This window comes from Aeromicrobium choanae (assembly GCF_900167475.1).
In the GTDB taxonomy this organism is placed as follows: domain Bacteria; phylum Actinomycetota; class Actinomycetes; order Propionibacteriales; family Nocardioidaceae; genus Aeromicrobium; species Aeromicrobium choanae.
In genome coordinates this window covers 1,245,649-1,269,517 of the sequence record NZ_LT796768.1, presented here as the reverse complement: position 1 = coordinate 1,269,517, position 23,869 = coordinate 1,245,649, and the positions used below count along the sequence as shown (strand labels likewise).

General features: G+C 70.7%; 20 protein-coding genes and 2 tRNA genes. 14 read left to right on the top strand and 8 right to left on the bottom strand.

All coding sequences use genetic code 11. From position 1 onward, the window contains the following. Positions 1-4: 4 nt before the first annotated feature. Both B5D60_RS06270 and B5D60_RS06265 read right to left on the bottom strand, forming a co-directional pair. On the bottom strand, positions 5-1,309 hold the full coding sequence (locus B5D60_RS06270; protein ID WP_078699353.1) for a glycoside hydrolase domain-containing protein: 1,305 nt from the start codon (positions 1,307-1,309) through the stop codon (positions 5-7). 87 nt (positions 1,310-1,396) lie between these two features. Beyond that, positions 1,397-1,473 (bottom strand) — tRNA-Phe (locus tag B5D60_RS06265). Between the two features lie 159 nt (positions 1,474-1,632). On the opposite strand from B5D60_RS06265, the gene B5D60_RS06260 reads away from it, so the two are divergent. Next, positions 1,633-2,346 (top strand): hemerythrin domain-containing protein, encoded by a 714-nt coding sequence (locus B5D60_RS06260; protein ID WP_078699352.1) that lies wholly within the window; start codon positions 1,633-1,635, stop codon positions 2,344-2,346. Between the two features lie 54 nt (positions 2,347-2,400). Here B5D60_RS06260 and B5D60_RS06255 read toward each other — a convergent pair. The 4 genes from B5D60_RS06255 to B5D60_RS06240 form a co-directional block, all read right to left on the bottom strand. Beyond that, positions 2,401-2,477: transfer RNA gene (locus tag B5D60_RS06255), tRNA-Asp, on the bottom strand. 70 nt (positions 2,478-2,547) lie between these two features. After that, complete coding sequence (gene gluQRS / locus B5D60_RS06250) at positions 2,548-3,411, bottom strand: tRNA glutamyl-Q(34) synthetase GluQRS (RefSeq protein ID WP_078699351.1); 864 nt, start codon at positions 3,409-3,411, stop codon at positions 2,548-2,550. A gap of 9 nt (positions 3,412-3,420) precedes the next feature. Next, the gene (locus tag B5D60_RS06245) at positions 3,421-4,623 is read right to left on the bottom strand and encodes a cation:proton antiporter (RefSeq protein WP_078701309.1); all 1,203 of its coding nucleotides are present in this window, start codon (positions 4,621-4,623) and stop codon (positions 3,421-3,423) included. Between the two features lie 67 nt (positions 4,624-4,690). After that, on the bottom strand, positions 4,691-5,683 hold the full coding sequence (locus B5D60_RS06240) for a hypothetical protein (RefSeq protein WP_078699350.1): 993 nt from the start codon (positions 5,681-5,683) through the stop codon (positions 4,691-4,693). Between the two features lie 281 nt (positions 5,684-5,964). On the opposite strand from B5D60_RS06240, the gene B5D60_RS06235 reads away from it, so the two are divergent. Continuing rightward, on the top strand, positions 5,965-6,654 hold the full coding sequence (locus B5D60_RS06235; protein WP_153302886.1) for a TetR/AcrR family transcriptional regulator: 690 nt from the start codon (positions 5,965-5,967) through the stop codon (positions 6,652-6,654). Here the strand turns inward: B5D60_RS06235 and B5D60_RS06230 are convergent. Further along, on the bottom strand, positions 6,641-7,399 hold the full coding sequence (locus B5D60_RS06230; protein ID WP_078699348.1) for an SDR family oxidoreductase: 759 nt from the start codon (positions 7,397-7,399) through the stop codon (positions 6,641-6,643). The two genes, B5D60_RS06235 and B5D60_RS06230, sit on opposite strands and share 14 nt — an antisense overlap. Then, positions 7,396-10,920 carry an indolepyruvate ferredoxin oxidoreductase family protein gene (locus B5D60_RS06225; RefSeq protein ID WP_269456878.1) on the bottom strand — a complete coding sequence of 1,175 codons (3,525 nt, stop codon included), beginning with the start codon at positions 10,918-10,920 and terminating at the stop codon, positions 7,396-7,398. The genes B5D60_RS06230 and B5D60_RS06225 overlap by 4 nt, the downstream gene beginning before the upstream one ends. Positions 10,921-11,013: 93 nt before the next feature. Here B5D60_RS06225 and B5D60_RS06220 point away from each other — a divergent pair, with 93 nt between their 5' ends. From B5D60_RS06220 to B5D60_RS06165, 12 genes are all read left to right on the top strand, one after another. Next, positions 11,014-12,135, top strand: a complete 1,122-nt coding sequence (locus B5D60_RS06220; protein WP_078699346.1) for a PucR family transcriptional regulator — start codon at positions 11,014-11,016, stop codon at positions 12,133-12,135. Positions 12,136-12,277: 142 nt separating this feature from the next. Beyond that, the gene (locus B5D60_RS06215; RefSeq protein WP_078699345.1) at positions 12,278-13,432 is read left to right on the top strand and encodes an NAD(P)/FAD-dependent oxidoreductase; all 1,155 of its coding nucleotides are present in this window, start codon (positions 12,278-12,280) and stop codon (positions 13,430-13,432) included. A 7-nt stretch (positions 13,433-13,439) separates the two neighbouring features. Further along, complete coding sequence (locus B5D60_RS06210) at positions 13,440-14,309, top strand: branched-chain amino acid ABC transporter permease (RefSeq protein ID WP_078699344.1); 870 nt, start codon at positions 13,440-13,442, stop codon at positions 14,307-14,309. Continuing rightward, positions 14,309-15,373: a branched-chain amino acid ABC transporter permease gene (locus B5D60_RS06205; protein ID WP_078699343.1), complete on the top strand. Its 1,065-nt coding sequence runs from the start codon at positions 14,309-14,311 to the stop codon at positions 15,371-15,373. Before B5D60_RS06210 ends, B5D60_RS06205 begins: the two co-directional genes overlap by 1 nt. Continuing rightward, positions 15,370-16,140 (top strand): ABC transporter ATP-binding protein, encoded by a 771-nt coding sequence (locus B5D60_RS06200; protein WP_078699342.1) that lies wholly within the window; start codon positions 15,370-15,372, stop codon positions 16,138-16,140. Before B5D60_RS06205 ends, B5D60_RS06200 begins: the two co-directional genes overlap by 4 nt. Continuing rightward, positions 16,133-16,897 (top strand): ABC transporter ATP-binding protein, encoded by a 765-nt coding sequence (locus tag B5D60_RS06195; protein ID WP_078699341.1) that lies wholly within the window; start codon positions 16,133-16,135, stop codon positions 16,895-16,897. Before B5D60_RS06200 ends, B5D60_RS06195 begins: the two co-directional genes overlap by 8 nt. 8 nt (positions 16,898-16,905) lie before the next feature. Continuing rightward, entirely contained in the window at positions 16,906-18,078 is a 1,173-nt protein-coding gene (locus B5D60_RS06190; RefSeq protein ID WP_078699340.1) for an ABC transporter substrate-binding protein, read from the top strand. A gap of 106 nt (positions 18,079-18,184) precedes the next feature. Continuing rightward, positions 18,185-19,357: an ABC transporter substrate-binding protein gene (locus B5D60_RS06185; RefSeq protein WP_078699339.1), complete on the top strand. Its 1,173-nt coding sequence runs from the start codon at positions 18,185-18,187 to the stop codon at positions 19,355-19,357. A gap of 73 nt (positions 19,358-19,430) precedes the next feature. After that, a complete protein-coding gene (locus tag B5D60_RS06180; RefSeq protein ID WP_078699338.1) occupies positions 19,431-20,780 on the top strand; it encodes an MmgE/PrpD family protein in 1,350 nt (449 codons plus the stop codon). Continuing rightward, positions 20,777-22,768 carry an oxidoreductase gene (locus B5D60_RS06175; protein WP_172806274.1) on the top strand — a complete coding sequence of 664 codons (1,992 nt, stop codon included), beginning with the start codon at positions 20,777-20,779 and terminating at the stop codon, positions 22,766-22,768. The genes B5D60_RS06180 and B5D60_RS06175 overlap by 4 nt, the downstream gene beginning before the upstream one ends. A gap of 19 nt (positions 22,769-22,787) precedes the next feature. Further along, positions 22,788-23,138, top strand: coding sequence for a RidA family protein (locus B5D60_RS06170; protein WP_078699336.1), 351 nt, complete (start codon positions 22,788-22,790; stop codon positions 23,136-23,138). Beyond that, on the top strand, positions 23,135-23,857 hold the full coding sequence (locus B5D60_RS06165; RefSeq protein WP_078699335.1) for an SDR family NAD(P)-dependent oxidoreductase: 723 nt from the start codon (positions 23,135-23,137) through the stop codon (positions 23,855-23,857). The genes B5D60_RS06170 and B5D60_RS06165 overlap by 4 nt, the downstream gene beginning before the upstream one ends. Positions 23,858-23,869 lie beyond the last annotated feature (12 nt).

Below are 23,869 nucleotides of genomic sequence, written 5' to 3'. Positions count from 1 at the left end.
GCCGTCAGCGGCGACCGGCCTGCAGGGCAGCCCACACGCGACGGTCGGCCGTCTGGTAGCCCGGCAGCCCCACGTTCCTGCGGTACGCGCGCACCGCGACGGCGGTGCGGGCGTCGTAGATGCCCGTCACCTGGACCGACTGGCCCGCGGCGCGCAGCGTGCGCTGGAGCCGGTGCACGGGCTCGCCGACCTTGCCACGCTTGAGCGCGATCGGCGTCTTGCCGCGCGACAGCAGGGCGGTCCACAGAGGGCGCGACGCCGACGAGGTCTGCTTCCATCCGAGCGAGGCCCGGTAGGAGTTGACGGCCTTCGTGGTGCGCGCGTTCCAGCGGCCGGTGACGGTGGCCCGGTGGCCGGCGCGCTTGAGCAGGCACTGCAGCAGCTTCACGTCGCCGCCGCGCGAGCCCGCCTTGAGGCTGCGGTAGCGCTTCAGCGTGGGCGTGATGCCGCAGACCTTCTGCTCCTTCTTGGCCTTGGACCCGCCACCCACGGTGACGACGTTCTTGTCGATCGTGACCTTGCGTCCGCCGTAGGAGACCGCCACGTTGTTGTGGTACTGGTGCAGCCGGTCGCGCCGCCAGAACGTGTTGGCGAGGTAGGGCCGGCCGTCGGTGTTCGCCTTCCTGTTCGTCCAGGCGAACCACATCTGGTCGGGGAAGTCGAAGCCCTTGCGGTTCGCGTGGCGCGCCTCGTCGACGGCCTGGATCGCGGCGGAGGCGCTGGAGTAGAGGCCGACCTTGTAGTCGCGCTGGTGGACGCGCTGGACGAACGCGTCGATGAAGGTCATCACGGAGGCGCTGCACCGCGCGTTGCCGCGGTCGTACCACTCGATGTCGAGGTAGACGGCGTTCCCCTTGGCGAAGCCGTACCGCGCGGCACTGCGCACCGCCTCGTCGGCGTCGGCGCGGGCCTGGGCGCGGGCCTTCGTCAGGTCGTACGACATGCGCTCCTTCGAGGACTTCGAGTCGAAGCAGGGCGCCTGGTAGCCGACGTGGATCGGCAGGAACAGCCAGCCGCGGGACGCCTGGCGCTGGACCCACGCGGGGCTGAGGTGCGGCTGCTTCGACTCGTCGCAGTAGCGCGAGTTGCCCGAGGTGTAGATGCCGACGACCGTGTAGGGCGACGCGACGTTCCACGCGTCCATGACCTCGTTGGAGGGGGACACGCAGGTGTCGAACGCATAGCCGCCGAAGCGCTTCGGCGAGCTGGGCTTCGCCGCGTGGGCGGGCGCTGCCAGCATCGAGGCGACGAGCAGGAGTCCCAGCACCACGGCCAGGCGGCGGGCGATCGGGACGAGGGTGGAGCGCATCGTTCCAGCCTAAGCGGAGGCGACGGTTCCTCCAACGGATTCGTGGGGAACGAGAGAATCCCCGGTCGGGGACCGGGGATCTCGAGGTGGTGGCCAGGGCCGGGGTCGAACCGGCGACCTTCCGCTTTTCAGGCGGACGCTCGTACCAACTGAGCTACCTGGCCGTGCTCTGACGAGCGACGTTCACCCTACCGCACCGGCTGGGACGCGCTGAAATCGGTCGGACGTATCAACGGCGGCGGTCGTGTCTCCCTGCGTGCGTACCGGCTCGCACGGACGACAGCCGCGCCGCCGGTCGACGCACCCGAGACGAGAGAAGGACCATGACCCCCGCTCCCTTGCTGCTCCCAGGCCAGGCCGCCGCCCCGGACGGGCCCGCCGACATGACGATGATGTACGTCCTGCACCACGCCTTCCGGCGCGACCTGCGCGACTTCGACCGGGCGGCCGCGACGACGGCGACGGGCGACGGCGCCCGGTGGACCCTGCTCGCACAGCGCTGGCAGCGCTTCACGCACGAGCTGCACCAGCACCACGCCAAGGAGGACGAGGTCCTCTGGCCGCTGCTGCTCGAACGCGTCCGCGCCGCCTCCGACGCGGCGTCCGAGCGCGTCCTGCAGGAGATGGAGGCCGAGCACGCCGTGCTGGACCCGTTGCTCACCGCGGCGACGACCGAGCTGGAGCGGCTGTCGCACACCGACGACCAGCGGGCTCACGACCTGCTCTGCGACACCCTCGGGGACCTCGTCGAGGTGCTGGGATACCACCTGGCCCACGAGGAGTCGGCGGCGATCGCGATCCTCCAGCGGTACGTCGGCGGTGACGAGTGGGAGGAGCTCGAGCGCACCCGCTTCCGCTCGAAGCAGAGCCTCGCGGAGGCCCGCTTCTTCGTGCCCTGGGCCCTCAAGGGCCTCCCGGCGCACGCCGAGCACCGGGTGCTGAACCTGGGCGGCCCGCCCCTGCGTGTGGTCCACGCACTCTCGCGCCGCAGGTTCGCTGCGCAGGAGGCCGAGGTGTTCGGCCCGCAGGCCGCCTGAACACCGGCGCAGGAATGACGAGAGCCCCGCCCATACGGGCGGGGCTCTCAGCGATGGCGACCCCGACGGGACTCGAACCCGCGACCTCCGCCGTGACAGGGCGGCGCGCTAACCAACTGCGCCACGGGGCCTCATGCTGTGCGGTTGAACCGCGACCGCAAGCCTACCCGACGGTTCTTCGAGTCTCCAAAACGGGGTCCCTCACAGCGTGACGACCCACGGCTCGGGCGAGAGCGCAGGGAGGTGGAGCTCGTCGAGCAGGGCCTCGGGTGACCGGGCGCGGACCCCGAGCGAGGCGCCGATGAGGTGCCAGGCGCGCTCGGGGGAGAGGTCGCGGAGCGTCACGGGGCCGTCGCGCTTCGCGAGCCGCCTGCCCTCGGCGTTGAGGGCGAGGGCCACGTGCGCGTAGGTCGGAGGGACGACTCCCAGCTCGTGGGTGAGGTACGCCTGCGCGGGGGCGGCGTGCAGCAGGTCGTCGCCGCGCACCACCTGGTCGACCCCCTGCGCCGCGTCGTCGACCACCACCGCGAGGTTGTAGGCGTGGGCGCCGTCGCCACGGCGCAGCACGAGGTCGTCCACGTGCCCGGTGACCTCGCCGTGGAGAGCGTCCCGGATCGTCCACGTGCGCTCGCGGGCGCGCAGCCGGAGGGCGGGTGGGCGCTCGGCCCGGCGGACGGCTCGCTCGGCCTCGTCGAGGTCGCGGCAGGTCCCGGGGTAGGAGCCCGGGGGTGCGTGGGGCGCGCTGACCGCCTCCGCGATCTCGCGCCGGGTGCAGTAGCACTCGAAGGTCAGGCCCTCCGCGGTGAGGCGCTCGAGCGCCGCGGCGTAGAGCGGGTCGCGCTCGGACTGCCGCACGACCGGCTCGTCCCACGTGAGGCCGAGTGCCTCGAGGTCGGCCAGCTGGCTCGCCTCGAACTCCGGACGCGAGCGCTGCCGGTCGAGGTCCTCCACGCGGACGAGGAACGGCCGGCCGGTCGAGCGGGCGAACCACCACGCGAGGATCGCCGTGCGCAGGTTCCCCAGGTGCAGGTCGCCCGAGGGCGAGGGTGCGAAGCGTCCGGCCACGGGGCGACCCTAGCGGCCCTCCTCGTCGGGCACGGTCGCGCGCGGAGCGACCGCGCGGGCGAGCAGAGGGCACACCAGGACCGTCACGGCTCCGGCTGCCACCAGCAGCGAGGCGTCGGCACTTGACATGAGGTCCTGGTCGACGGCCACCGAGGTCACCGCCACGATGATGGGCAGGCCGGTGGCGGCGTAGAACCCGATCGAGAGCGCGTCACGGTTCCCGAATCGCTCACGGGCCGGACCCGTGAACCGCGAGGCGAGGTAGACGGGAATTCCGCGGACGAGAAGGATCAGGACGATCACCGTCAGGAACGTCGCCGGGGCCTCGACGATCGCGCCCGGGTCGATCGCCATCCCGGAGGTGACGAAGAAGATCGGGATGAGGAAGCCGTAGGCGATCCCGTCGAGCTTGTGCTCGATGAGCTCCCAGCCGTCGGGGATCGCGAAGCGCAGGAGGAACCCGGCGGCGAAGGCGGCCAGGACGATGTCGAGCTCGAACGTGACGGCCACGGCTCCCAGCGACACGAGCAGCAGCATCGTGAGGCGGATCGGCAGCTGGGAGGTGGTCTCCGCACCCTCCTGCAGCGCCGCGCGCAGATGGCTCCCGCCGCCGCGCAGTCGCCGCACCAGGACCGCCAGGAGGCCGACGATGGCCACGAACACGATCAGGACCACCAGCGAGGCGAGCGAGCCGCGCGTCCCGAGTGCCACCGCGATGGCGACGATCGGGCCCAGCTCGCCGAACGCACCGTGCCGCAGCACCGACGCCCCGACCCGGGACGAGAGCAGCCCCCCGTCGCGCAGGATCGGCAGGAGGGTGCCCAGAGCGGTCGAGGTGAGCGCGATCGCCAGGGCGATGTCCTTCTCGCCGGAGCCGCGATCGCCCAGCAGCAGCGCCACGGCGCCGAAGGCCAGGGCCAGGCAGATGCACCACGTGAACAAGGCCCGCCGGCCCGCGCCGCCGGTGAGCTCCGAGACGTCGATCTCGTAGCCGGCGAGCAGGAACAGCAGCCCCAGGCCCAGCTCGCGCAGCATGCCGATCGCCGGGTCGATCCCGGCGAGGTCCAGGGCGAAGGGACCGATCACCAGCCCCAGCCCCAGCAGCAGGACGACCTCCGGCACCACACGACCGCGGACCAGCCCGGCGAGCAGAGGCGCGATGACCATCGCCAGGCTGATCCAGAACAGCGAGGTCGCTGCCTCCTGCTCCATCGGCACCTCCGTCGGCACGAGCGCTGCGTGGGAGCAGCATGTACCCATCATGGGCCTGGTCGGACGATCACGTGCCGTCGAACCCGATGGTGGCCCTTCGGGAGTAGAGCCACCGCGCGAGCCAAGCTGCGACGAGGGCGCTGAGGACCATGTCGTAGCGCCCGACCAGGGCGACCAGCAGGACCAGCGCGACGAAGAACCAGAGCAGGCCCACCACGACACGAACGCCGTCGCTGCCGTACGGACCGGTCACGGCGAGCCGCGGCACCAGGACGAGTCCCACGGCAACCGGAAGGAGGGAGAGTGCGACGCCGAGCGGCCAGGCCAGGCCGGAGTCCGCCACCGTGTAGGTCAGGACCCAGTGCGCGAGCGCGCAGCCGAACGCGAGCAGACCGAGCCCGCGCCGCGGTGTGCGCTCGCCGGCCGGGCGCGCAGGGACGTCGTGACGGCCCCGGCGCCCCAGGAGGAACGCGCACACCACGACCGCGACGAGCACGGCTCCGGCGACCACGAGGACGGCGAGAGGTGGTCGCTGGTCGAACTCTCCGTAGATCACGGGCGTCACCGCGAGCACCAGGCCGGCGAGGACGAGGCCGGGCAGACCCACCCACGGGCGGTGCCGCGCGCGGGGAACGAGCCATTCCACGACCAGGACCGAGGCGCAGATGCTGATCGCGGTGTGGAACGCCGTGAGGTGCCCGGCGAGGAGCACGTTCGTGTGCCACACGACGCTGTAGGTGCCGATGCCGGAGTCCTCCCAGAACTGCGGGAGGAACCAGTAGCGGTCGACGATCGCCTCCTCCCACACCGCGTAGGCGACGCCGAGCAGGACCAGGCCGGAGAAGGAGAGTCCGCACCGATGGGCGACCTCGCGACACACCAGCGCCCCGCAGCCGTACAGGGCGACCATGAACGCGAGGTGCCAGGGAAGCACCAGGTCCAGGGGCGGGCTGGAGCCCGACAGGCCCTCCCCGAAGAAGGGTGCGAGGAGCAGGATCAGCAGCACCGGGCTCGTGAGGGCTCGCCGGAGCCGTCCGGGCCGGACCTCGCTCTGTGCCATGGCTCGACTTTCTCAGGAGTGGAGCCCGCTGCACACCGGTGGCGCAGGCCTGCCAGCGTGGGACCGGGTCCGGCTTCACTGGCACGCCGGCGCGGACCCGAAGTCATGAAGCGCCCTCGCCGAGCCGTTGCTCGGCCGTCCCGGCAAGCGTGCGGTCGCCGTGCGCAGGTTCGGCAGGTGCAGGTCGCCCGAGGGCGAGGGCGAGGGTGCGAAGCGTCCGGCCACGGGGCGTCCCCAGTGACCGATCGGTAGGCCGGTGCGCCACGCACTAGAGTCGCCCCGTGACATCAGACGGGGCGGAACTCGAGGACCTCTCGGAGCTGGCAGCGCGCCGGCGCATGTCCTTCCAGCGCAGCCCGGCCGCCATCAGCCCCCGCGGGCTCTTCGACGACGTGCGGCCGGCGGGCCGCTTCCGCTTCCTGGTCGCGGCCGTCGTCGCCTTCTCGGGCCGGGGCTTCCACGCCACCACGACGCGCGACATCGCGAACGTCGCCATGGCCAGCCCCGCCAGCCTCTACACCTACTACGACACCAAGTCCGAGCTGCTGCACGAGATGGCGACCATCACGTTCCGCTACGTGATCGACCTGCTGGAGGAGGTCGTCGACCGAGGCGAGCCGCCCGTCGAGACGATGACGCGGATCACCCGCGAGTACCTGCGCTTCCACGCCGAGGAGAAGGTCGTCGTGCTCGTGGTGAACCGCGACTACCAGGCGCTGGGCATCAGTCAGCTCGCCGACCTGATGGGGATGGCCGACCAGATCCACCAGATCGTGGAGTCGGTGATCGTCGCCGGCATCGAGCGCGGTGAGTTCAGCGTCCCGGACGTGCACACGGCCGCCCGCGCGGTCCTGCGCCTCGCCGACGTCTCGCCCTGGTTCAACGAGCGCTCGTCACGCACGATCGACGAGCTGGCCGACCATCACGTGGGGCTGATCCTGCAGATGCTCGGGCACGTCACCGCGGACTGACGATGCTCAGCCCGCCGTCGAGCGCGATGACCGTTCCCGTCAGGTAGGAGCCGCCCGGGCTCGCCAGCAGGATCGCGAGCGCGGCCGCGTCGTCCGGACGCCCGATCCGGCCCAGCGGCGCCGCGCCCTCGAACTCCTCGCGGGACTCGGCGAGCACCGCGGCCATCATCTTCGACTCGAACGGCCCCGGCGCGATGGCGTTGACCGTGATCCCACGGGGTCCCAGCTCCACCGCGAGGACGCGGGTGAGGTGGTGCAGTGCCGCCTTGGACGCCGTATAGGAATAGGTGGAGAGGGTGGGCACGCGCAGCCCGTCGATCGAGCCCACGTTGACGACCCGCGAGGGGTCGTCGGCCCGGGCGGACTTCTCCAACAGACCCACGAGCTCGCGCACGAGGAAGAACGGCGACTTGAGGTTGAGGTCCAGGACCTTGTCCCAGGCGGCCGTGTCGAACTCCTCGAGCGGGGCGCCCCACGTCGCGCCGGCGTTGTTGACCAGCACGTCGAGGCGACCGGTCTCGGCGCTGAACTCGGCGGCGAAGTCGCGACACCCGGTCTCCGTCGACAGGTCGGCGGTCCACGGCCGCAGCCCGGCCTCGCTCAGCTCCTGCTCGTCGAGACGGCGTGACACCACGTGGACCTCGGCACCAGCGTCCGCGAATCCGTCGGCGATCATCCGTCCGATGCCGCGGCCGCCACCGGTGACCAGGACGGTCCGGCCCGAGACGTCGAACAGGTCGCTCACGCGTTCACCGTCGTGGGGGTGTCGTGGCCGGACTCGAGGGCGGCGGCCACGCGCTCACGGTAGAGCTCGACGTTGCGCATCTTGATGTGCTCGTACCCCCGGACGAGATCGGGCAGGGCGGCGATCTCGCTGGCCCGCTCGACCCCCAGGTCGGGCAGGTCGCGGGAGAGGCGGTCGACGAGCTCGATGTACTCCTCGCGCAGGCCGCGCTCGATCCGGCGCAGCTTCGCGATGCCGAACGGGTCGAACGCGGTGCCGCGCAGGCGGCGCATCGCGTAGAGGACGTGGAAGACCGGCTTGAACCAGGCACCGAGCGACAGCTTGCTCTTCATCCCCAGGGCGCGGAAGACCGGCGGGTGGATGCGGTACTGCGCCTTGGCGCCGGGGCCGAACTCCGCCTCGAGCGCCGCCTGGAGGGCGGGATCGATCGACAGCCGCGCGACCTCGTACTCGTCCTTGTACGCCATCAGCTTGTGCAGGTGCTGGGCCACCGCCAGGACGAGAGCCGTCGAACCCGGCGCCACCTGGGACTCGCGCTCGCGCACCGCGGCGACGACGTCGATGTAGCGGCGGGCGTAGGCCAGGCTCTGGTAGGACTCGAGGTCCGCGGCGCGCGACGTGACGAGCTCGGTGTCGGGGCCGCCGACGGGGAAGCCGGCCGCCGTGACGAGCGAGCGGACCTCGTCGGAGACAGGCGCCAGCTCGGTCTCGCCGTGATCGGCGACGAGGTCGGCGAGCAGGCCGTTCTGGTCGGCGACGAACTGGCGGCCCCGACGGAATGCCTGGACGTTCCGCTCGACCGCGACGCCGTTCAGCTCCAGCGCGGTCTCGAGGCTCTGCGACCGCACCGGCAGCGCTCCGGTCTGGTAGGCCACGCCCAGCAGGAAGACGTTCGCGTACTGGTCGTCGTCGAACAGGTCCAGCGTCAGGGCACGTGCGTCGACGAACTGGCTGTCGGCGGCGCGGGTCACCTGCTGGATGCGGCCGACCGTGCTCTCGGCCTCGGGGAAGGAGACGGTCGTGTCCGTCACCATCGCGCCGGTCGGCACCTCGGCCGTCGAGACGATCGCGACGGTGCGGTCCTCGCGGGCGACACCGAGGTAGTTCTCCTGCGCCGCGACGAGCACGTCGCAGCCGAGGTAGAGGTCGGCCTGGCCGCTGGCGATCTTGTTCGCCCGGTCGACCGGCCCGTTCGTGAGCTTGACGTCGGAGACGACGGCGCCGCCCTTCTGGGCCAGGCCCGTCTGGTCGAGACCACGGACGAAGCGTCCGTCGATCTGGGCCGCGGTGGCGACGATCTGCGAGACCGTGACGACGCCCGTGCCGCCGATGCCGGTGATGCGCATCTCGAAGGAGTCCGAGGAGACGACGCGCTCCGGCTCGGGCAGGACCTCGGCCGAGATCGCCGGGACCTCGCGCTTCACCTTCGAGCCACCCGGGCTGACGGTGAGGAACGACGGGCAGTCGCCGTCGAGGCACGAGAGGTCGATGTTGCACGACGCCTGGTGGATCTTGGTCTTGCGTCCGAGGGCAGTCGGCACGGGCTGGACCGAGAGGCAGTTGGACTTGTCGCCGCAGTCGCCACAGCCCTCGCACACGCGCTGGTTGATGAAGGCGCGGGTCGGCGGGGCGTCGATGATCTTGCGCTTGCGCTTGCGACGCAGCTCGGTCGCGCACTCCTGGTCGTTGATGAGGACGGTCACGCCGGAGGTCCGGCTGAGCTCCTCCTGCGTCTCCATCAGGCGGTCGCGGTGGCGCACGTCGACGCCGCGGGGGAGCCGGCGGCGGCGGTAGCGGCGGGGCTCCTCGGTGGTGATGACAACCTTGGCGACGCCCTCGGCGAGCAGCTCGGAGACGATCTCGTCGACCGTCATCAGGCCGACGGCCTCCTGGCCGCCGGTCATGGCGACGGCGGAGTTGTAGAGCAGCTTGTAGGTGATGTTGGCGCCGGACGCGACGGCGCCGCGGATCGCCAGAGACCCGGAGTGGTGGAACGTGCCGTCGCCCATGTTCTGGAACAGGTGGCCGCTCTCGACGAACGGCGCCATGCCGATCCACGTCGCGCCCTCGCCGCCCATCTGGGTCATGCCGATGACGTCCCCGACGCGCTCCTCCGGCATCAGCGAGACCATGCCCGAGCACCCGATGCCGGCGCCGACGAGGGAGCCCTCGGGGACCTTCGTCGAGCGGTTGTGGGGGCAGCCCGAGCAGAAGTAGGGGGTGCGGTTCGCCGAGAGCAGGGGCAGTGCGATGCGAGCGCGGCGGCGCGGGCGGGTCGTCAGCTCGAAGTCGACCTCGGGGAGCGTGACGTGCTCGGCCAGCCGGACCCGCAGGACGTCGGCGATGATCTCGGGCGTGAGGTCGGCGTCGGCGCGGAACAGCGGCAGGCCCGTGAGGGTCTTCTTGCCGCTGACCGACGGCGCCTCGATGTGGCCGTACAGGATCTCCTTGAGGGCCGACTCGATGAACGAGCGCTTCTCCTCCACGACGATGACCTCGCACAGGCCGAGTGCGAACTCCTTGACCTGGTCGGCGTCGATCGGGTGGACCGCCCCCAGCTTCAGCAGCCGGATGCCCTTGGCCTCGAGGTCCTCGTCGTCCAGGCCGAGGCCGGCGAGGGCCTGGCGCACGTCGCGGTAGGTCGGGCCGGCCGCGACGATGCCGACGACCGCGCCGTCGCCGGCACCCTCGGTGCGGTTGATCCCGTTGGCCACGACGTAGCGGCGGGCGAGCTCGATGCGCTCGTTGAACAGGCTCCGCTCGAGCTCGGAGAGGGTCGGCTGCAGGAAGCGCGCGCTCACCGTGTGCGTGAAGTCCCGCCCCGCGATCCGGCTGGACGGGAAGACGGGCTCGAAGTCGGACGAGACGGTCGTGCTGGCCGTTCCGTCGGCGACGTTCGTGGCGATCTTGAGGCCGGTCCACAGGCCGCTGAAGCGGGACAGGGTCACGGCGTGCAGTCCGAGCTCGAGGCACTCCGCGGGGTCGGCCGGCACGAGGACCGGCATCCCCAGCTCGGCGATCGCCATCTCGCTCGAGCTCGGGACGGTGGAGGACTTGGCGATCGAGTCGTCGCCGACGATCGCGACGGCCCCGCCCTCACGGTGGGCGCCACCGAGGTTCGCGTGCCGCAGGGCGTCGGAGGCGCGGTCCAGGCCCGGGGCCTTGCCGTACCAGTAGCCGACGATCCCGTCGTTGGTCCGGTCGGGAGCGTTGCCGGCCAGCTGGCTGCCCTGGACGATGTTGGCCGCGAGCTCCTCGTTGAGTCCGGGCTTGAACTGCACGTCGGCCTCGTCCAGCAGCTTCTGCTGGCGTGACAGCTCGAGGTCGTACCCGGCCAGGGGCGAGCCCTCGTACCCGGACACCAGGCCGGCGGTGCGGCGGCCCTGACGACGGTCGTGACGCGCCACGTCGAGGGGCAGGCGCACGAGCGCCTGCAGCCCGGACATGAACACGGTTCCGTCCTCGACGGTGTACCGATCCGAGAGCTTCATCGACGACCTCCTGTGACGTGGATCTCTGATTCAATCGGAGTCGGCCTGTGATTTCACCGGTCAGAATCCCGAAATCCGCGGCCGAGTACCGTTCGCTTTGGGGGATTCCACAAAGGAGGCATCATGGACGACCACGAGAAGGCGCTGGCGGCGGCGCTGTGCGCCCGGGTGGCCGCGGATCTGGACGATCTCGGACCGCGGATCACGCGCAGCATCAGGCTCGCCCAGCCCGAGTACTCCCTGGTGCCGCTGGACGACCACGTCGAGCACGTGACCGAGCAGCAGCGGCTGCTGCTCGTCGCCCTCGGTCGGCACGAGGTCGTCGGCGTCGGCCAGCGAGCGCGTGCCGCGGACCTCGGCCGGCTGCGGGCGACCCAGGGCGTCAGCGTCGCCACCGTGATCGGCGCCTACCACGTGGGCAACCGCGAGCTGTGGCAGACGCTCGTCGCGTACGCCCAGGACGAGACGCCGTGCCTGCCCGGCCTGGCGACCCTGCTCTGGCGATCTATCGAGGTCATGACGGCCGAGATCGTGGCCGCCTACGAGACGACGGCCCGGGCCCGCCAGAACCACGTGCTGTCGTTGCGCCAGCGACTGGTCGAGCTGCTGGAGCGCGACGAGCTCGCGTCGGAGGCGCACGACGTCGCGGCCACGCTCGGTCTCGACCCGGCGGGGGAGTTCGTGGCCGCGTGCGTCGGGCTGGACGACGACCCGCTGTCGCACGCCGCCCGCCTGACGACCGGCCTGCGCCGCGGCACGGTGCTCGCGGTCGGCCACGCCTCCGGAGTGCAGGTGCTCGCCCAGGGACTGACGGCCGACGAGCTCGAGGAGGGGATCCGCTCGGTCGAGCCGGGCGCGCGACTCGGGATCGGCCTGGCCCGTCCCGCGCTGGTGGGAGCGCGCGAGTCGCTCGTCGACGCCCGCCTGTGCCTCGAGGTCGCGACCGACGCGCACCCCACGCGGCGCTTCCAGGAGGACTGGATGCGGGCCACGATCCGGGCGCAGGTGGGGCGGCTGGAGCCCGTCGTGAGCGAGCTGCGCGAGGTGGTCGCGGCCAATCCGCATCTGGTCGAGACGCTCGACGTGTACGTTGACTCCGGCTTCTCGATCGCCGAGTCCGCGCGGGTGCTGCACCTGCATCCGAACAGCGTCGCCTACCGCTTGGAGCGGTGGAATCGTCTCACTGGGTGGGACGCAAAGACCTTTCGAGGCTTGAGCCAGTCACTGCTCGCCGCAATCTTGTAACGATTTTTGCCTGCAATATAACGATTTTACATTGCAGAAACGCAATGTTGACTAAGCGCTCGCTTGTCTCCCGCTATCTTCGGATGTCATAGTGCTGGATCTGTGACGGATGTCACGCGGAGCCGAAGAGGAGACAGAGCGCATGACGCAGTCCGAATTCGATGTGATCGTCGTCGGCGGCGGTATCGCCGGCGTGTCGATCGCCAGTGAGCTGTCCGCGGACCGGTCGGTCTGTCTGGTCGAGATGGAGTCGTCCCTGGCGTTCCACACGACGGGTCGATCGGCGGCCACGTTCCTGGAGACCTACGGCGGTCCCAACATCCGCGCCCTCACCACCGGGAGCCGCGAGTTCCTGACCCGGCCCCCGGCGGAGTTCGAGCAGATCCTGATGACGCCCCGCCCGTTGCTGCAGTTCGCCAAGCAGGGACGCGAGAGCGTCATCGAGGAGCTCCACGCCGACGTGCTGCCGCTCGTGCCCGACGCCGAGCTGGTCGACGAGGCCCGCATGATGGAGCTCTTCCCGCTGCTGCGTCCTGGCTTCTCGAACGTCGGCATGTACGAGCCCGGCGCCATGGAGCTCGACGTGCTGGCCATCCACGGCGGCTACGTCAGGACCGCCCGCCAGAACGGCGCGGAGATCCACAAGAGCGCTCGCGTCGAGCGCATCGAGCGCGGTGACGACGACCGCTGGTCCGTCACGACGAGCGACGGCGAGGCGCGCCGTGCACCCCTGGTCGTGAACGCGGCCGGCGCGTGGGCCGACGTCATCGCCCGCACCGCGGGGGTCCGCGAGATCGGCCTGCGCCCGCTGCTGCGGACGATCTTCATGGTCTCCTCGCCCGGCGGCGCCACGACGAAGGACCTTCCGATCCTCGGCGACATCGACCAGGCGTTCTACGTCAAGCCCGAGGGCGAGCAGTTCCTGTGCTCCCCGGCCGACGAGACGCCCAGCGATCCCAAGGACGCCAAGCCCGACTCGCTGGAGATCTCGCGGGCGATCGACGAGGTCAACGACGCGACCACGATCGGCGTCAAGGGCGTCTCGACCTCGTGGGGCGGCCTGCGCAGCTTCGTGCCGGACCGCAACTTCGTGGTCGGCGAGGACCCGGAGGCGCCCGGCTTCTTCTGGTTCGCAGGCCAGGGCGGCTACGGGATCCAGACGGCACCCGCGACGGCGCGGCTCGGCGCGGCACTCGCCCGCGGCGAGCAGGCTCCGAAGGACCTCGTCGACCGCGGCCTCGATCCGGCGGCCCTCGTCCCCCACCGCCCCGGCATGCTCGTCGACGCGGGGCACTGAGACCGCCATGGAACTCCTGCAACAGATCATCAACGGTCTGACCATCGGCAGCACGTACGCCCTCGTGGCGATCGGCTTCTCGGTCGTCTACGGCGCACTGGGCCTGGTCAACTTCGCCCACGGCGACATCCTCATGGCCGGTGCGTTCACCACGTACGGCCTGTACACCCTCGGTGTCCCGCTGCCGCTCGCATGCCTCGGCGGCATCGTCGTGGGCAGCCTGCTGGCGGTCGCGGTGGAGGAGGTCGCGGTACGGCCGGTCCTCAGTCAGCACCTCCTCATCCCGATGATGACGACGCTCGGCGCGGGACTCATCATCCGCAACGTCGTCGAGCGCATCTGGGGCAACGGCACGCTGCCCTTCCCGTCGTTCACCGGCGGTGGCTACGTGCACATCGGCGACCTGCAGATCTCCAAGTCCGCGGTCGTGACGCTGATCGTGGCGTTCATCGCGATGATCGCGTTCCTGGCCTTCCTGAAGTTCACCAAGGCCGGCTTCGCGATCCGGGCGGTCGCCCAGGACATGACCGCGGCCCGCCTCATGGGCGTGCCCGTCAACCGCACCATCGCCGTGGTCTACCTGACCGGTGGCGCCATGGGCGTCGTGGGCGGCCTGCTCTACGCGAACACGCTCGAGGTCGTCTACCTGGGCATGGGCTTCGCGGTGCTGCTCAAGGGCTTCGCGGCCGCGATCGTCGGCGGCATCGGCAATCTGCAGGGCGCGATGATCGGCGGCCTGATCATCGGCGTCCTGGAGTCGACGGTCGGACCCGCGGCCGGCTCGTACCGGGACGCCGTGGCCTTCGTCCTGCTGATCGCGATCCTGCTCATCCGTCCCACCGGCCTGCTCGGTGCCCGAATCCAGGAGCGTGTCTGATGTTGCAGGTCCTCCCCAAGAAGCTCCTCTGGGCGCTCGGTGCGGCCGCGCTCGTGGTGGCCGTGCTGCTGCCGCGGATGGTCGAGCCGTACACGGTGCGCGTCGCCGCGCTGATCCTCGTGTTCACGGTGTTCGCCACCGGCCTGAACATCATCCTGGGCTTCACCGGCCTGCTGAGCTTCGGCCACGCCGCGTTCTTCGGCGTCGGGGCCTACGTGACGGCGCGCCTCTTGCTCGACACCGGGATGCCGCTGCTGCTCGTGATGGTGTGCGCCACCGTCGGTGCCGGCGTGGTCGGCCTGCTCGTCGGCCTGACCTCCTGGCGCTCGGGTGGCGACTACCTCGCGCTCGTCACCCTCGGCGTGGGGCAGATCTTCTACCTCTTCCTGATCAACGAGAAGGAGCTCACCGGAGGGGCCACGGGCCTGCCCGGCGTGCCGGCCGGCAACTTCTTCGGCTGGGACCTGGCGCCGCTGGAGAACACCTACACGTTCATCCTCGCCGTGGCCGTCCTCGTGACGATCTTCGCCTGGGTGCTGGGGCGGTCGTACTTCGGCCGGGCCATGCTCGCGGTGCGTGAGGACGAGATCATCGCCCGCGCCCACGGCATCAACGTGCCGTTGACGAAGGTCCTGTCGTTCGGCATCGGCAGCGCGATCGCCGGTCTCGCCGGCGTCCTGCAGGTCCTGCTGCTCGGCTTCGTCGGCCCGGCCACCTTCAAGGTGGACCAGTCGATCCTCGTGGTCGAGATCGTCCTCATCGGCGGCATGGCCACCACGATCGGCCCGCTGCTCGGCTCGGCGCTGGTGATCGGCTCGACCGAGTACCTGCGAGCGCTCGCGGACTACCGCTCCGCGGTGTTCGGCGTGCTCATGCTCGTGATCCTGCTGTGGCGCCCGGGCGGCCTGGCGCAGATCTTCGGCCTCAGCTCGCGCACCCCGAACGCCGTCCGGCTGCCGTTCGTCGGCAAGTACCTGACACGGCGCGCCGTCGCCGCCCGGGCGCGCAAGATCGGCGACGGGAACGCCGAGGACACCCGCGAGAAGGAAGAGGTGGGCCGATGAGCACGACCCTGCTGAAGGCGACCGACGTCGGCTGCCGGTTTGGTGGCGTGATCGCCCTGGATCGCGTCGACTTCGAGGTGGCCGAGAACGAGATCGTCGGGCTGATCGGGCCGAACGGCTCGGGCAAGACGACGCTGCTGAACGTCCTGTCGGGCATCTACAAGCCGACGGCCGGCTCGCTCATGATCGACGGGGCGGAGGTCAGGTGGCCGTCCTCGCGCATCCTGAGCAAGAGGTACAAGCTCGCGCGGACGTTCCAGAACATCCGGCTGGCGCCCGGGCTGACGGTGCGCGACAACGTGCTCATCGGCATGCACTCGACGTTCCACTGGTACGACGCGCTGCGGCGGGGACGGTCCTCCCGCGAGGCGTCGTCCCGGAAGGCAGCCGACGAGATCCTCGAGTTCGTGGGCATCGCCGGCAAGGCCGACGACATCGCCACCGACCTCAGCTACGGCGACCAGCGCCGGGTCGAGATCTCGCGCGCCCTGGCGACCTCGCCGAAGCTGCTGCTGCTCGACGAGCCGGCCGCGGGCATGAACCCGCGCGAGGCGGCCTCGCTGGTCACGCTCATCCAGCAGATCCACGCCGAGCGCGACCTGTCCATCGTCGTGATCGAGCACAACATGAACGTCGTCATGAACACCGCCTCACGGGTCATGGTGCTCGACGCCGGCCTGTGCATCGCCCACGGCGATCCGAAGACCGTGAGCTCGGACGAGCAGGTGCTCGAGGCCTATCTGGGGAAGAGGTTCCGCGATGTCTGATCTGTTGCTCGAGGCCAAGGACCTGGTCGTGAACTACGGTCCCGTGGCGGCCCTGGAGGGCGTCTCGATCGAGGTGAACCGCGGCGAGATCGTGGCGCTCGTCGGGGCCAACGGCGCCGGCAAGTCGACGCTGCTGAAGACCCTCTCCGGACTGGTGCGGCCCGCGACCGGTCACATCACGTTCGAAGGCACCGAGATCACCCGCACGCCGGCCCACCGCATCGTGTCGGCCGGGCTGGTGCACGTGCCGGAGGGACGCCACGTGTTCCCGCGGTTCACCCTGCGCGAGAACCTCGTCGCCGGTGCCTACACCGGGGACTTCCGCTCGGCGGCCAAGCGTGCCGACGAGATCATCGCGTCGACGCCGATCCTGGCGCGCCGCGCCGGCAGCACCGCCGGGCAGCTGTCCGGCGGCGAGCAGCAGTGGCTGGTCGTGGAGCGCGCCCTCATGGGCAACCCCACGATGATCATGCTCGACGAGCCGTCGATGGGCCTCTCGCCCGTGCTCGCCGACCAGATCCTCGAGCTGGTGAGCCAGCTGCGCGACCGCGGCGTGACCGTGCTGCTGGTCGAGCAGAACGCGCTCGGCGCGATGGAGATCGCCGACCGGGTCTACGCGCTCGGCACCGGCTCGATCCTCTACTCCGGAACGTCGGCGGAGCTGCGCGACAACGAGCACTTCGCCGACCAGTTCCTGGGCGTCGTCTCGGCGGACGCCGAGGCGGCCGCCGCCCCCAACCCCCCGCAAGAGAAGTAGGAGAACACATGTTCAGCAAGCGCGTGGCCCTGGCCGCAGCCCTCAGCACGGCCCTGTTGGCCGGTGCGTGCGGCGGCGGATCCGGTGGCAGTGACTCCGACACCGTCGTCTTGGCGGTCGCCGGACCGATGACCGGCGACAGCGCCGAGTACGGACAGCAGCAGCTGGCCGGCATCCAGCTGGCGGTCGACCAGTACACCGAGGACGGCGGCATCCCCGAGGGTCCGCTCAAGGGCAAGAAGATCAAGGTCGTCAAGTACGACGACGCGGGTGACCCGAACCAGGCCGCCTCCGTGGCGCAGAAGATCTGCGACGACGGCGACGTCATGGGCGTCTTCGGCCACGTGAACTCCTCGGCCACGTTGGCTGCCGAGCCGATCTACGAGCGCTGCGGCGTGCCGCTGATCGTCAGCTACTCGTCCAACCCCGAGATCACCGCGGAGCTGCACGAGAACCTGTTCCGCACCCTGGTCGACGACGCCAAGCTGGGCGCCGAGATGGCCAGCTTCACGCAGGGCGAGCTCAAGGGCACGAAGGTCGGCGTCATCTCCTCCGACGACGACTACGGCGTCGGCCTGAAGGAGAACTTCGAGGCCACCGCCAAGGAGCTCGACCTCGACGTCGCGAAGAGCCTCGTGACCACGACGGGCCAGAAGGACTTCAGCCCGCAGCTGACCGAGCTGAAGAACGCCGGCATCGACAGCCTCGTGCTGCTGAACCTGTACACCGATGCCGCGCTGCAGATCAAGCAGGCCAAGGGGCTCGGGCTCGACGTGCCGATCCTCGTGACGGCCAGCGCCAACAACCCCGAGCTGGTCAACATCGCCGGCGCGGAGGCCGCCGAGGGCACCTACGTCTCGGCGATCTTCGACCCGGGCAGCAGCAACGAGGGCACGCAGGCGTTCGTCTCCGCGTTCAAGGAGGCCAACGACCGTGAGCCGAGCGAGGGTGCGGCCGTCGCGTACGACTCCGCCTGGGTCGTGTTCAAGGCGTTCGACGAGGGCGCCGAGGACCGCGAGTCGCTGATCAGCACGATCGACGGCATCGAGTCCTTCGACCTGCCGATCGTCGGGGAGTTCGTGTTCAACGAGAACCACGAGCCCACCGTCGTGCCCGGCAAGCCGTCCCAGTCGCTCCTGCAGGTGCAGGACGGCGAGATCAAGACGCGCCCCGGCGCGTGAGTCCTCGTCCGGCGGGTGTGACCTCACACCCGCCGGACGCTCTTCCCCACCGTCGTCACGGCCGACCGGCCGAGGCAACTCCCAACCAGTGAAAACCAGGAGTGACATGTCGAGGAAACAGCTGATGCTGGCCGCGTTGGCCGGTGGAGCGCTCGTGCTGAGCGCGTGCGGCAGTGGTGACGAGAGCGGCGATAAGGACAAGATCGTCGTCGCGGTGGCCGGTCCGATGACGGGCGAGAACGCGATCTACGGCAAGAACCAGCTCGCGGGCGTCCAGTTCGCGGCGAGCCAGATCAACGAGGCAGGCGGCATCGAGTCCGGTCCGTTCAAGGGCGCCACGATCGAGGTGAAGTCGTTCGACGACGTCGCCGATCCCAACCAGGGCGCGTCCGTCGCCCAGAAGATGTGCGACGACGACGACATCATGGCGGTCTTCGGCCACAGCAACTCGTCGGTGACCCTCGCGGCGATGCCGATCTACGAGCGGTGCGGCATGCCGCTGTTCGTCAGCTACTCGTCGAACCCGGAGATCACCGCGGAGCTGCACGAGAACCTGTTCCGCACGCTGATCGACGACGCCTCGATGGGCGCGGAGATGGCGTACCAGGCAGGCCGGGACATCGGCGCGAAGAAGGTCGGCCTGCTCGCCTCGGACGACGACTACGGCACCGGCCTGGTCGAGTCCTTCGAGGAGACGGCCCCCGACGCCGGACTCGAGGTGGTCGACGCGATCGCCACGACGACCGGGCAGAAGGACTTCACGCCCCAGCTGACGACGTTGCGCAACAAGGGCATCGACACGCTGGTGCTGCTGAACACCTACACGGACGCCGCCCTGCAGATCAAGCAGGCCGACGCGCTGGGCTGGGACGACGTCAAGATCCTCGTGACGGCCGGGTCCAACACCCCCGAGCTGGTGAAGATCGCCGGCAAGGACGCGGTCGAGGGCGTCCTCGTCAACGCCGTGTTCGACCCGAACTCGTCCACCGAGGGCGTCAAGTCGTTCGTGGACGCGTACTCGGCCGAGAACGGCGAGGCGCCGGGCGAGGCGAACGCGGTGGCGTACGACTCGTTCTTCGTCTTCCTCGAGGGGCTCCAGGACGGCGGCAAGGACCGCGCGTCGCTGATCTCCTCCGTGGCGGACACCGAGTCGTTCGAGCTGCCCATCCGTGGCCCGTTCACGTTCGACGAGAACCAGGGCGCCGCAGTCGACCCGGACTCCCCGGCGACGGCGCTGCTGGAGATCAACGGCGGCGAGTTCGTGTCGTTCACCCCGTGACCGGTCGGGGTGCCCGTCCCTTCACGGGCACCCCGACCCTCCCCACCCCGCACCGCGTCCCCAGGAGACCCTCATGACCGATCCACTGAAGAAGATGGCCGACTGGGCCGCCGGCCTGCGCTGGGAGAGCATCCCGGCCGAGGTCCGCGAGCGTGCGGCGGACGCCCTGAGCGACACGGTCTCCACCATGGTCGGTGGCGCCACCACGACCTCCGCGGGCATCGCCGCCGAGGTGGCGGGACGCACGGCCGGCCCCTCCCCGCTGGTCGGTCGCGGGAGTGGGTCCTCGCCCACGATGGCGGCCTTCGCCAACGGCGTCGCGGCCAGCGCCCTGGACTTCGACGACGGTCACTACCTGGCCGGCGCGATCCACCCCGGCTCGGTCATCGTGCCCGCCGTGCTCGCCGCCTCGACGGCCGAGACGACGGTCGCGCAGGCCCTCACGGCGCAGGTCGTCGGCTACGAGATCGGCCTGCGCGCGGCCCACCTGCTGTGGCCCAAGCACGACGGCGACCACTACCACTGCACCGGCTGCGCGGGCGCGATCGGCGCCGCGGCCGCCGCGGCCGTGGTCTCCGGCGCCGACGCCGACGGCATCGAGCGCGCCGTGAAGATCGGCTGGCTGCACGCCCCCATGGCCACCTTCGGCACGCCGATGGTCAAGGAGTCGATCGGCTGGGGCGCCGCCACCGGCGTCATGGCGGCCGAGCTGGCCGCCGCCGGCTTCATGAGGTTGCCTGCCGGGTACGCCCTGTCCGAGAACGGCGTCCTCCCGGCGACACCGTTCCACGAGCCGGGAGCGTCCACCGATCCGTTCATCACCAGCATCGGCGAGGTCTACGAGACGGCGAACACCTACTTCAAGTCATTCGCGGCGTGCCGCTACACGCACGCTGCGGGGGCGGGCTTCCAGGATCTGCTCGCCGAGCACGCGATCACGCCCGAGCGGATCGCCCGCATCCGGGTGGGCACGCACCAGGCGGCCACCTTCCTCGACGAGGTCCGCCCCGGGACCATCGACTCCGCCCAGTACAGCTTCCCGTTCGTGCTCGCCTCGATCGCGCTGCACGGTGCCGCCGGTGCCGTGGAGATGGACGAGTCGGTCCTCAGCGAGCCCACGCGACTGGAGCTGGCCTCCCGCATCACGCTGGAGCACGCCCCGGACCTCGACCAGCACTACCCGGCCCGCTATCCCAGCCGGGTCACGATCGAGACCACCGACGGCACGACGGTCGACGGGGTCTACCTCGACGCCCCGGGCGACCCGGGCACCGACTTCGGCGCGGCCGAGCTGCAGGCGAAGTGGCAGCGGCTGCTGACCCCCGCCGTGGGGGAGCGCGCGCAGGACGTCCTGACCGGCCTGCGCTCCGACGACGCCCTCGTCCTGTCCGTCACGGCGCCCGCATGGGACGCCTGGGCATGACGTCCACCCACCTGAGGGCGCTCACCGAGCCGTTGCGGCTCGGGCCCGTGACGCTGCGCAACCGCATCGTGGTGACGGCCCACGCGACGCACAACATCGACACCGAGCACCTGCCGAACGAGGACGACGTCGCGTACTTCGCCGAGCGTGCCCGCGGTGGTGCCGCGATGGTCTCGATGGGAACCACCGCGGTGCACCCGAGCTCGCCGACGCCGTACGGGATCTACCACAACTTCGACGACCGGATCGTCGACCGCTACGTCCGCCTCTCCGAGGCCGTGCACGCGCACGGGGCGATCATCGTGCCCCAGCTCGGGCACATGGGCGGCCGGACGGACGGCGGCGACGGGGGAGTCTGGGCGCCCTCGGGCTTCTCGCACCACCTCCACGGGGCGGTCCCGCGTGAGATGAGCCGGCGGCAGATCGACGAGATCGTCGACGCCTTCGCGCAAGCAGCGGGGCGCGCCGTGCGCGGTGGGATGGACGGCGTCGAGATCGCGGTCGGCCACGGCCAGCTGATCAACCTGTTCCTCTCGCCGCTGACCAACCGGCGGTCCGACGAGTACGGCGGCAGCGACGAGGCGCGGTTCCGCTTCTGCCAGCGCGTGCTCGAGGCCGTCCGCGAGCAGATCGGCGGCGCGCTGCTCATGGTGCGCGTCAACGGCTCGGACGAGACCGAGGGCTCGCTGGACACCGACGCGTGGCTCGACATCGACCAGCGGATCGACGAGCTGGGGATCGTCGACGGGATGAACGTCTCGGCGAACTTCAACGGCTCGGTCATCCCCACGATGGCGGTCCGTCGCGGCTGCTACCTGCACTACGCCCGCGCGGTCCGCGAACGGGTGGGGATGCCGGTCGGCGCCGTCGGCCGGATCACCGATCCCGCCATGGCCGCCGCCGCGATCGAGGCGGGCGACGCCGACTTCGTCGGCATGACCCGGGCCCACATCGCCGACCCGCATCTCGTGACGAAGGTGCTCGAGGGCCGCGAGGACGAGATCCGGCCCTGCATCGGCTGCATCCAGATGTGCCAGGGCGAGCTGGGACGCCACCGCAACGTGAAGTGCGTCTACAACCCGGTCACGGGACGCGAGCGCTTCCTCGGCGACGTGGAGACCACGCTCGCACCGACCCCGCGCCGTGTCGTCGTGGTGGGCGGCGGCCCCGCAGGCCTCGAGACGGCTCGGGTCAGCGCGCTGCGCGGCCACGAGGTCACCCTCTTCGACGAGCGACCCGACACCGGCGGCACCGTGCGCGTGGCCGCCAGGACCGAGGGCCGCGACGGCCTCGTCGACGCGGTGGACTGGCTCGGCAACGAGGTGCGCCGGCTGGGCGTCGACCTGCGGCTGCGCCGCACGGCCGAGGCCAAGGACATCCTTGCGGTCGACCCCGACATCGTGGTGCTCGCCACCGGCGCGGCCGAGACCGTGCCCCAGTGGGCGGCGCGCGATCATCGCCGGCTCGTCGCCGCGGCCGACGTCGTGGCGGGCCGCCCCCAGCTCACGGGCCGCGTCATCGTGGTCGACGAGAACCACCGCACCAACGCGATGTCGGCCGCCCTGGTGGCCGCCGGGTCGGGGTGCGAGGTGACCTTCGTGACCGCCAACCCGGGTCCCGCCGAGCTCGTGGAGCCCGAGGTCCGCGACGACTTCCTGACGCTCATGCACGCCGCCGGGATCGCCATCGTGTGCTCGACGAAGGTCGTCGGCTTCGACCCCGACGGGCCGAGGGTGCTGTGCCGCGAAGGTGGCGTCGAGGCGCTGACCTACCGGCACGTCGACGAGCACGGCCGCCCGCTCGAGGCCTCCGGCGAGGTGGTCGGTCTCGAGGCCGACTGGATCGTCCACACGTGGACCGAGCCGCGGTCCGAGCTCTTCGACGAGCTGCCCGACGACGTGGTCGTCCACGCGGTCGGCGACGTCATGAACCCCCACCGCATCGAAGGTGCGGTCCACGCGGCCTTCCGACTCGCCGCGAAATTCTGACCTACCGAAAGGAACCACCATGTCCACCCCCTTCCCCCTGCGCGCGAGCGTCCGAGCCGGTTCGCTGCTGTTCGTCTCGGGCCAGCTGGGCCTCGTCGACGGCGCGCTCGCCGACGGTGCCTCGGACCAGACCGACCGCGCCCTGGCCAACTTCGAGGCCGTCGTGCGCGAGCACGGCGCCACGCTGGCCGACGTCGTCAAGACGACGGTCTTCATGTCCTCGATGGAGCACTACGCCGACATGAACGTCGTGTACGGCCGCTGGTTCCCGACCGATCCGCCTGCCCGCTCGGCGTTCGCCGTGCAGGAGCTCCCGCTCGGCGGCCTCGTCGAGATCGAGGGCATCGTCCAGCTTCCCGAGACCCGATGACCACGCCGGTCGCCGTCGTCACGGGCGGATCGCGCGGCATCGGACGAGCCTTCGTCCTGGAGTGCGCGCGCCGTGACCTGACCGTCGTCCTCACCCATCGGGGTCGGGGCAACGACGCCGAGGAGACCGTCCGCGCCGTCGAGGAGCTGGGCGGCCGTGCCGTCGCGGTCGTCGCCGACGTGACGACGGACGAGGGTGTCGCGGCGGTCGTGACGGCGGCGGCCGGCCTCGGCACCGTCCAGCTGCTGGTCAACAACGCCGGAATCCTGGCCCACGGCGAGCTCGACGAGACCACCGACGAGCTGTGGGACGCGGCGTTCGCGATCCACGTGAAGGCGCCCATGAAGCTGACCCGGGCCCTGCGCGACGACCTCGCCGCCAGTCGGGGCGCGGTCCTCAACCTCTCCTCCACCGGAGGCGTCGTCGGATCCGTCCACGGCGTCTCCTACGGAGCCTCGAAGTCGGCCGTGATCGGCCTGACCAAGTCCCTCGCGCGCGAGCTCGCCCCTCAGGTGCGGGTCAACGCCGTGGCACCCGGACCGGTCGCCACGGACATGTACAGCTCGATCCCGGCGGACGAGCAGGCGGCGGTCGAGAACGAGACGCCCCTGCGCCGCATCGCCGACCCGTCCGAGATCGCCCGGACCGGGCTGGACATCGCCTCCTGGCCGAACGTCACCGGTCAGGTCATCGTCTCCGACGGTGGACGCGTCATGTGACGTCGGCACATC

Coding starts and splice junctions, on each gene's coding strand:
- B5D60_RS06180 (WP_078699338.1), top strand. CDS start 19,431: ATGACCGATCCACTGAAGAAGATGGCCGACTGGGCCGCCGGCCTGCGC.
- B5D60_RS06260 (WP_078699352.1), top strand. CDS start 1,633: ATGACCCCCGCTCCCTTGCTGCTCCCAGGCCAGGCCGCCGCCCCGGAC.
- B5D60_RS06240 (WP_078699350.1), bottom strand. CDS start 5,683: ATGGCACAGAGCGAGGTCCGGCCCGGACGGCTCCGGCGAGCCCTCACG.
- B5D60_RS06200 (WP_078699342.1), top strand. CDS start 15,370: ATGAGCACGACCCTGCTGAAGGCGACCGACGTCGGCTGCCGGTTTGGT.
- B5D60_RS06165 (WP_078699335.1), top strand. CDS start 23,135: ATGACCACGCCGGTCGCCGTCGTCACGGGCGGATCGCGCGGCATCGGA.
- B5D60_RS06205 (WP_078699343.1), top strand. CDS start 14,309: ATGTTGCAGGTCCTCCCCAAGAAGCTCCTCTGGGCGCTCGGTGCGGCC.
- B5D60_RS06190 (WP_078699340.1), top strand. CDS start 16,906: ATGTTCAGCAAGCGCGTGGCCCTGGCCGCAGCCCTCAGCACGGCCCTG.
- B5D60_RS06270 (WP_078699353.1), bottom strand. CDS start 1,309: ATGCGCTCCACCCTCGTCCCGATCGCCCGCCGCCTGGCCGTGGTGCTG.
- B5D60_RS06215 (WP_078699345.1), top strand. CDS start 12,278: ATGACGCAGTCCGAATTCGATGTGATCGTCGTCGGCGGCGGTATCGCC.
- B5D60_RS06185 (WP_078699339.1), top strand. CDS start 18,185: ATGTCGAGGAAACAGCTGATGCTGGCCGCGTTGGCCGGTGGAGCGCTC.
- B5D60_RS06210 (WP_078699344.1), top strand. CDS start 13,440: ATGGAACTCCTGCAACAGATCATCAACGGTCTGACCATCGGCAGCACG.
- B5D60_RS06245 (WP_078701309.1), bottom strand. CDS start 4,623: ATGGAGCAGGAGGCAGCGACCTCGCTGTTCTGGATCAGCCTGGCGATG.
- B5D60_RS06175 (WP_172806274.1), top strand. CDS start 20,777: ATGACGTCCACCCACCTGAGGGCGCTCACCGAGCCGTTGCGGCTCGGG.
- B5D60_RS06195 (WP_078699341.1), top strand. CDS start 16,133: ATGTCTGATCTGTTGCTCGAGGCCAAGGACCTGGTCGTGAACTACGGT.
- B5D60_RS06170 (WP_078699336.1), top strand. CDS start 22,788: ATGTCCACCCCCTTCCCCCTGCGCGCGAGCGTCCGAGCCGGTTCGCTG.
- B5D60_RS06220 (WP_078699346.1), top strand. CDS start 11,014: ATGGACGACCACGAGAAGGCGCTGGCGGCGGCGCTGTGCGCCCGGGTG.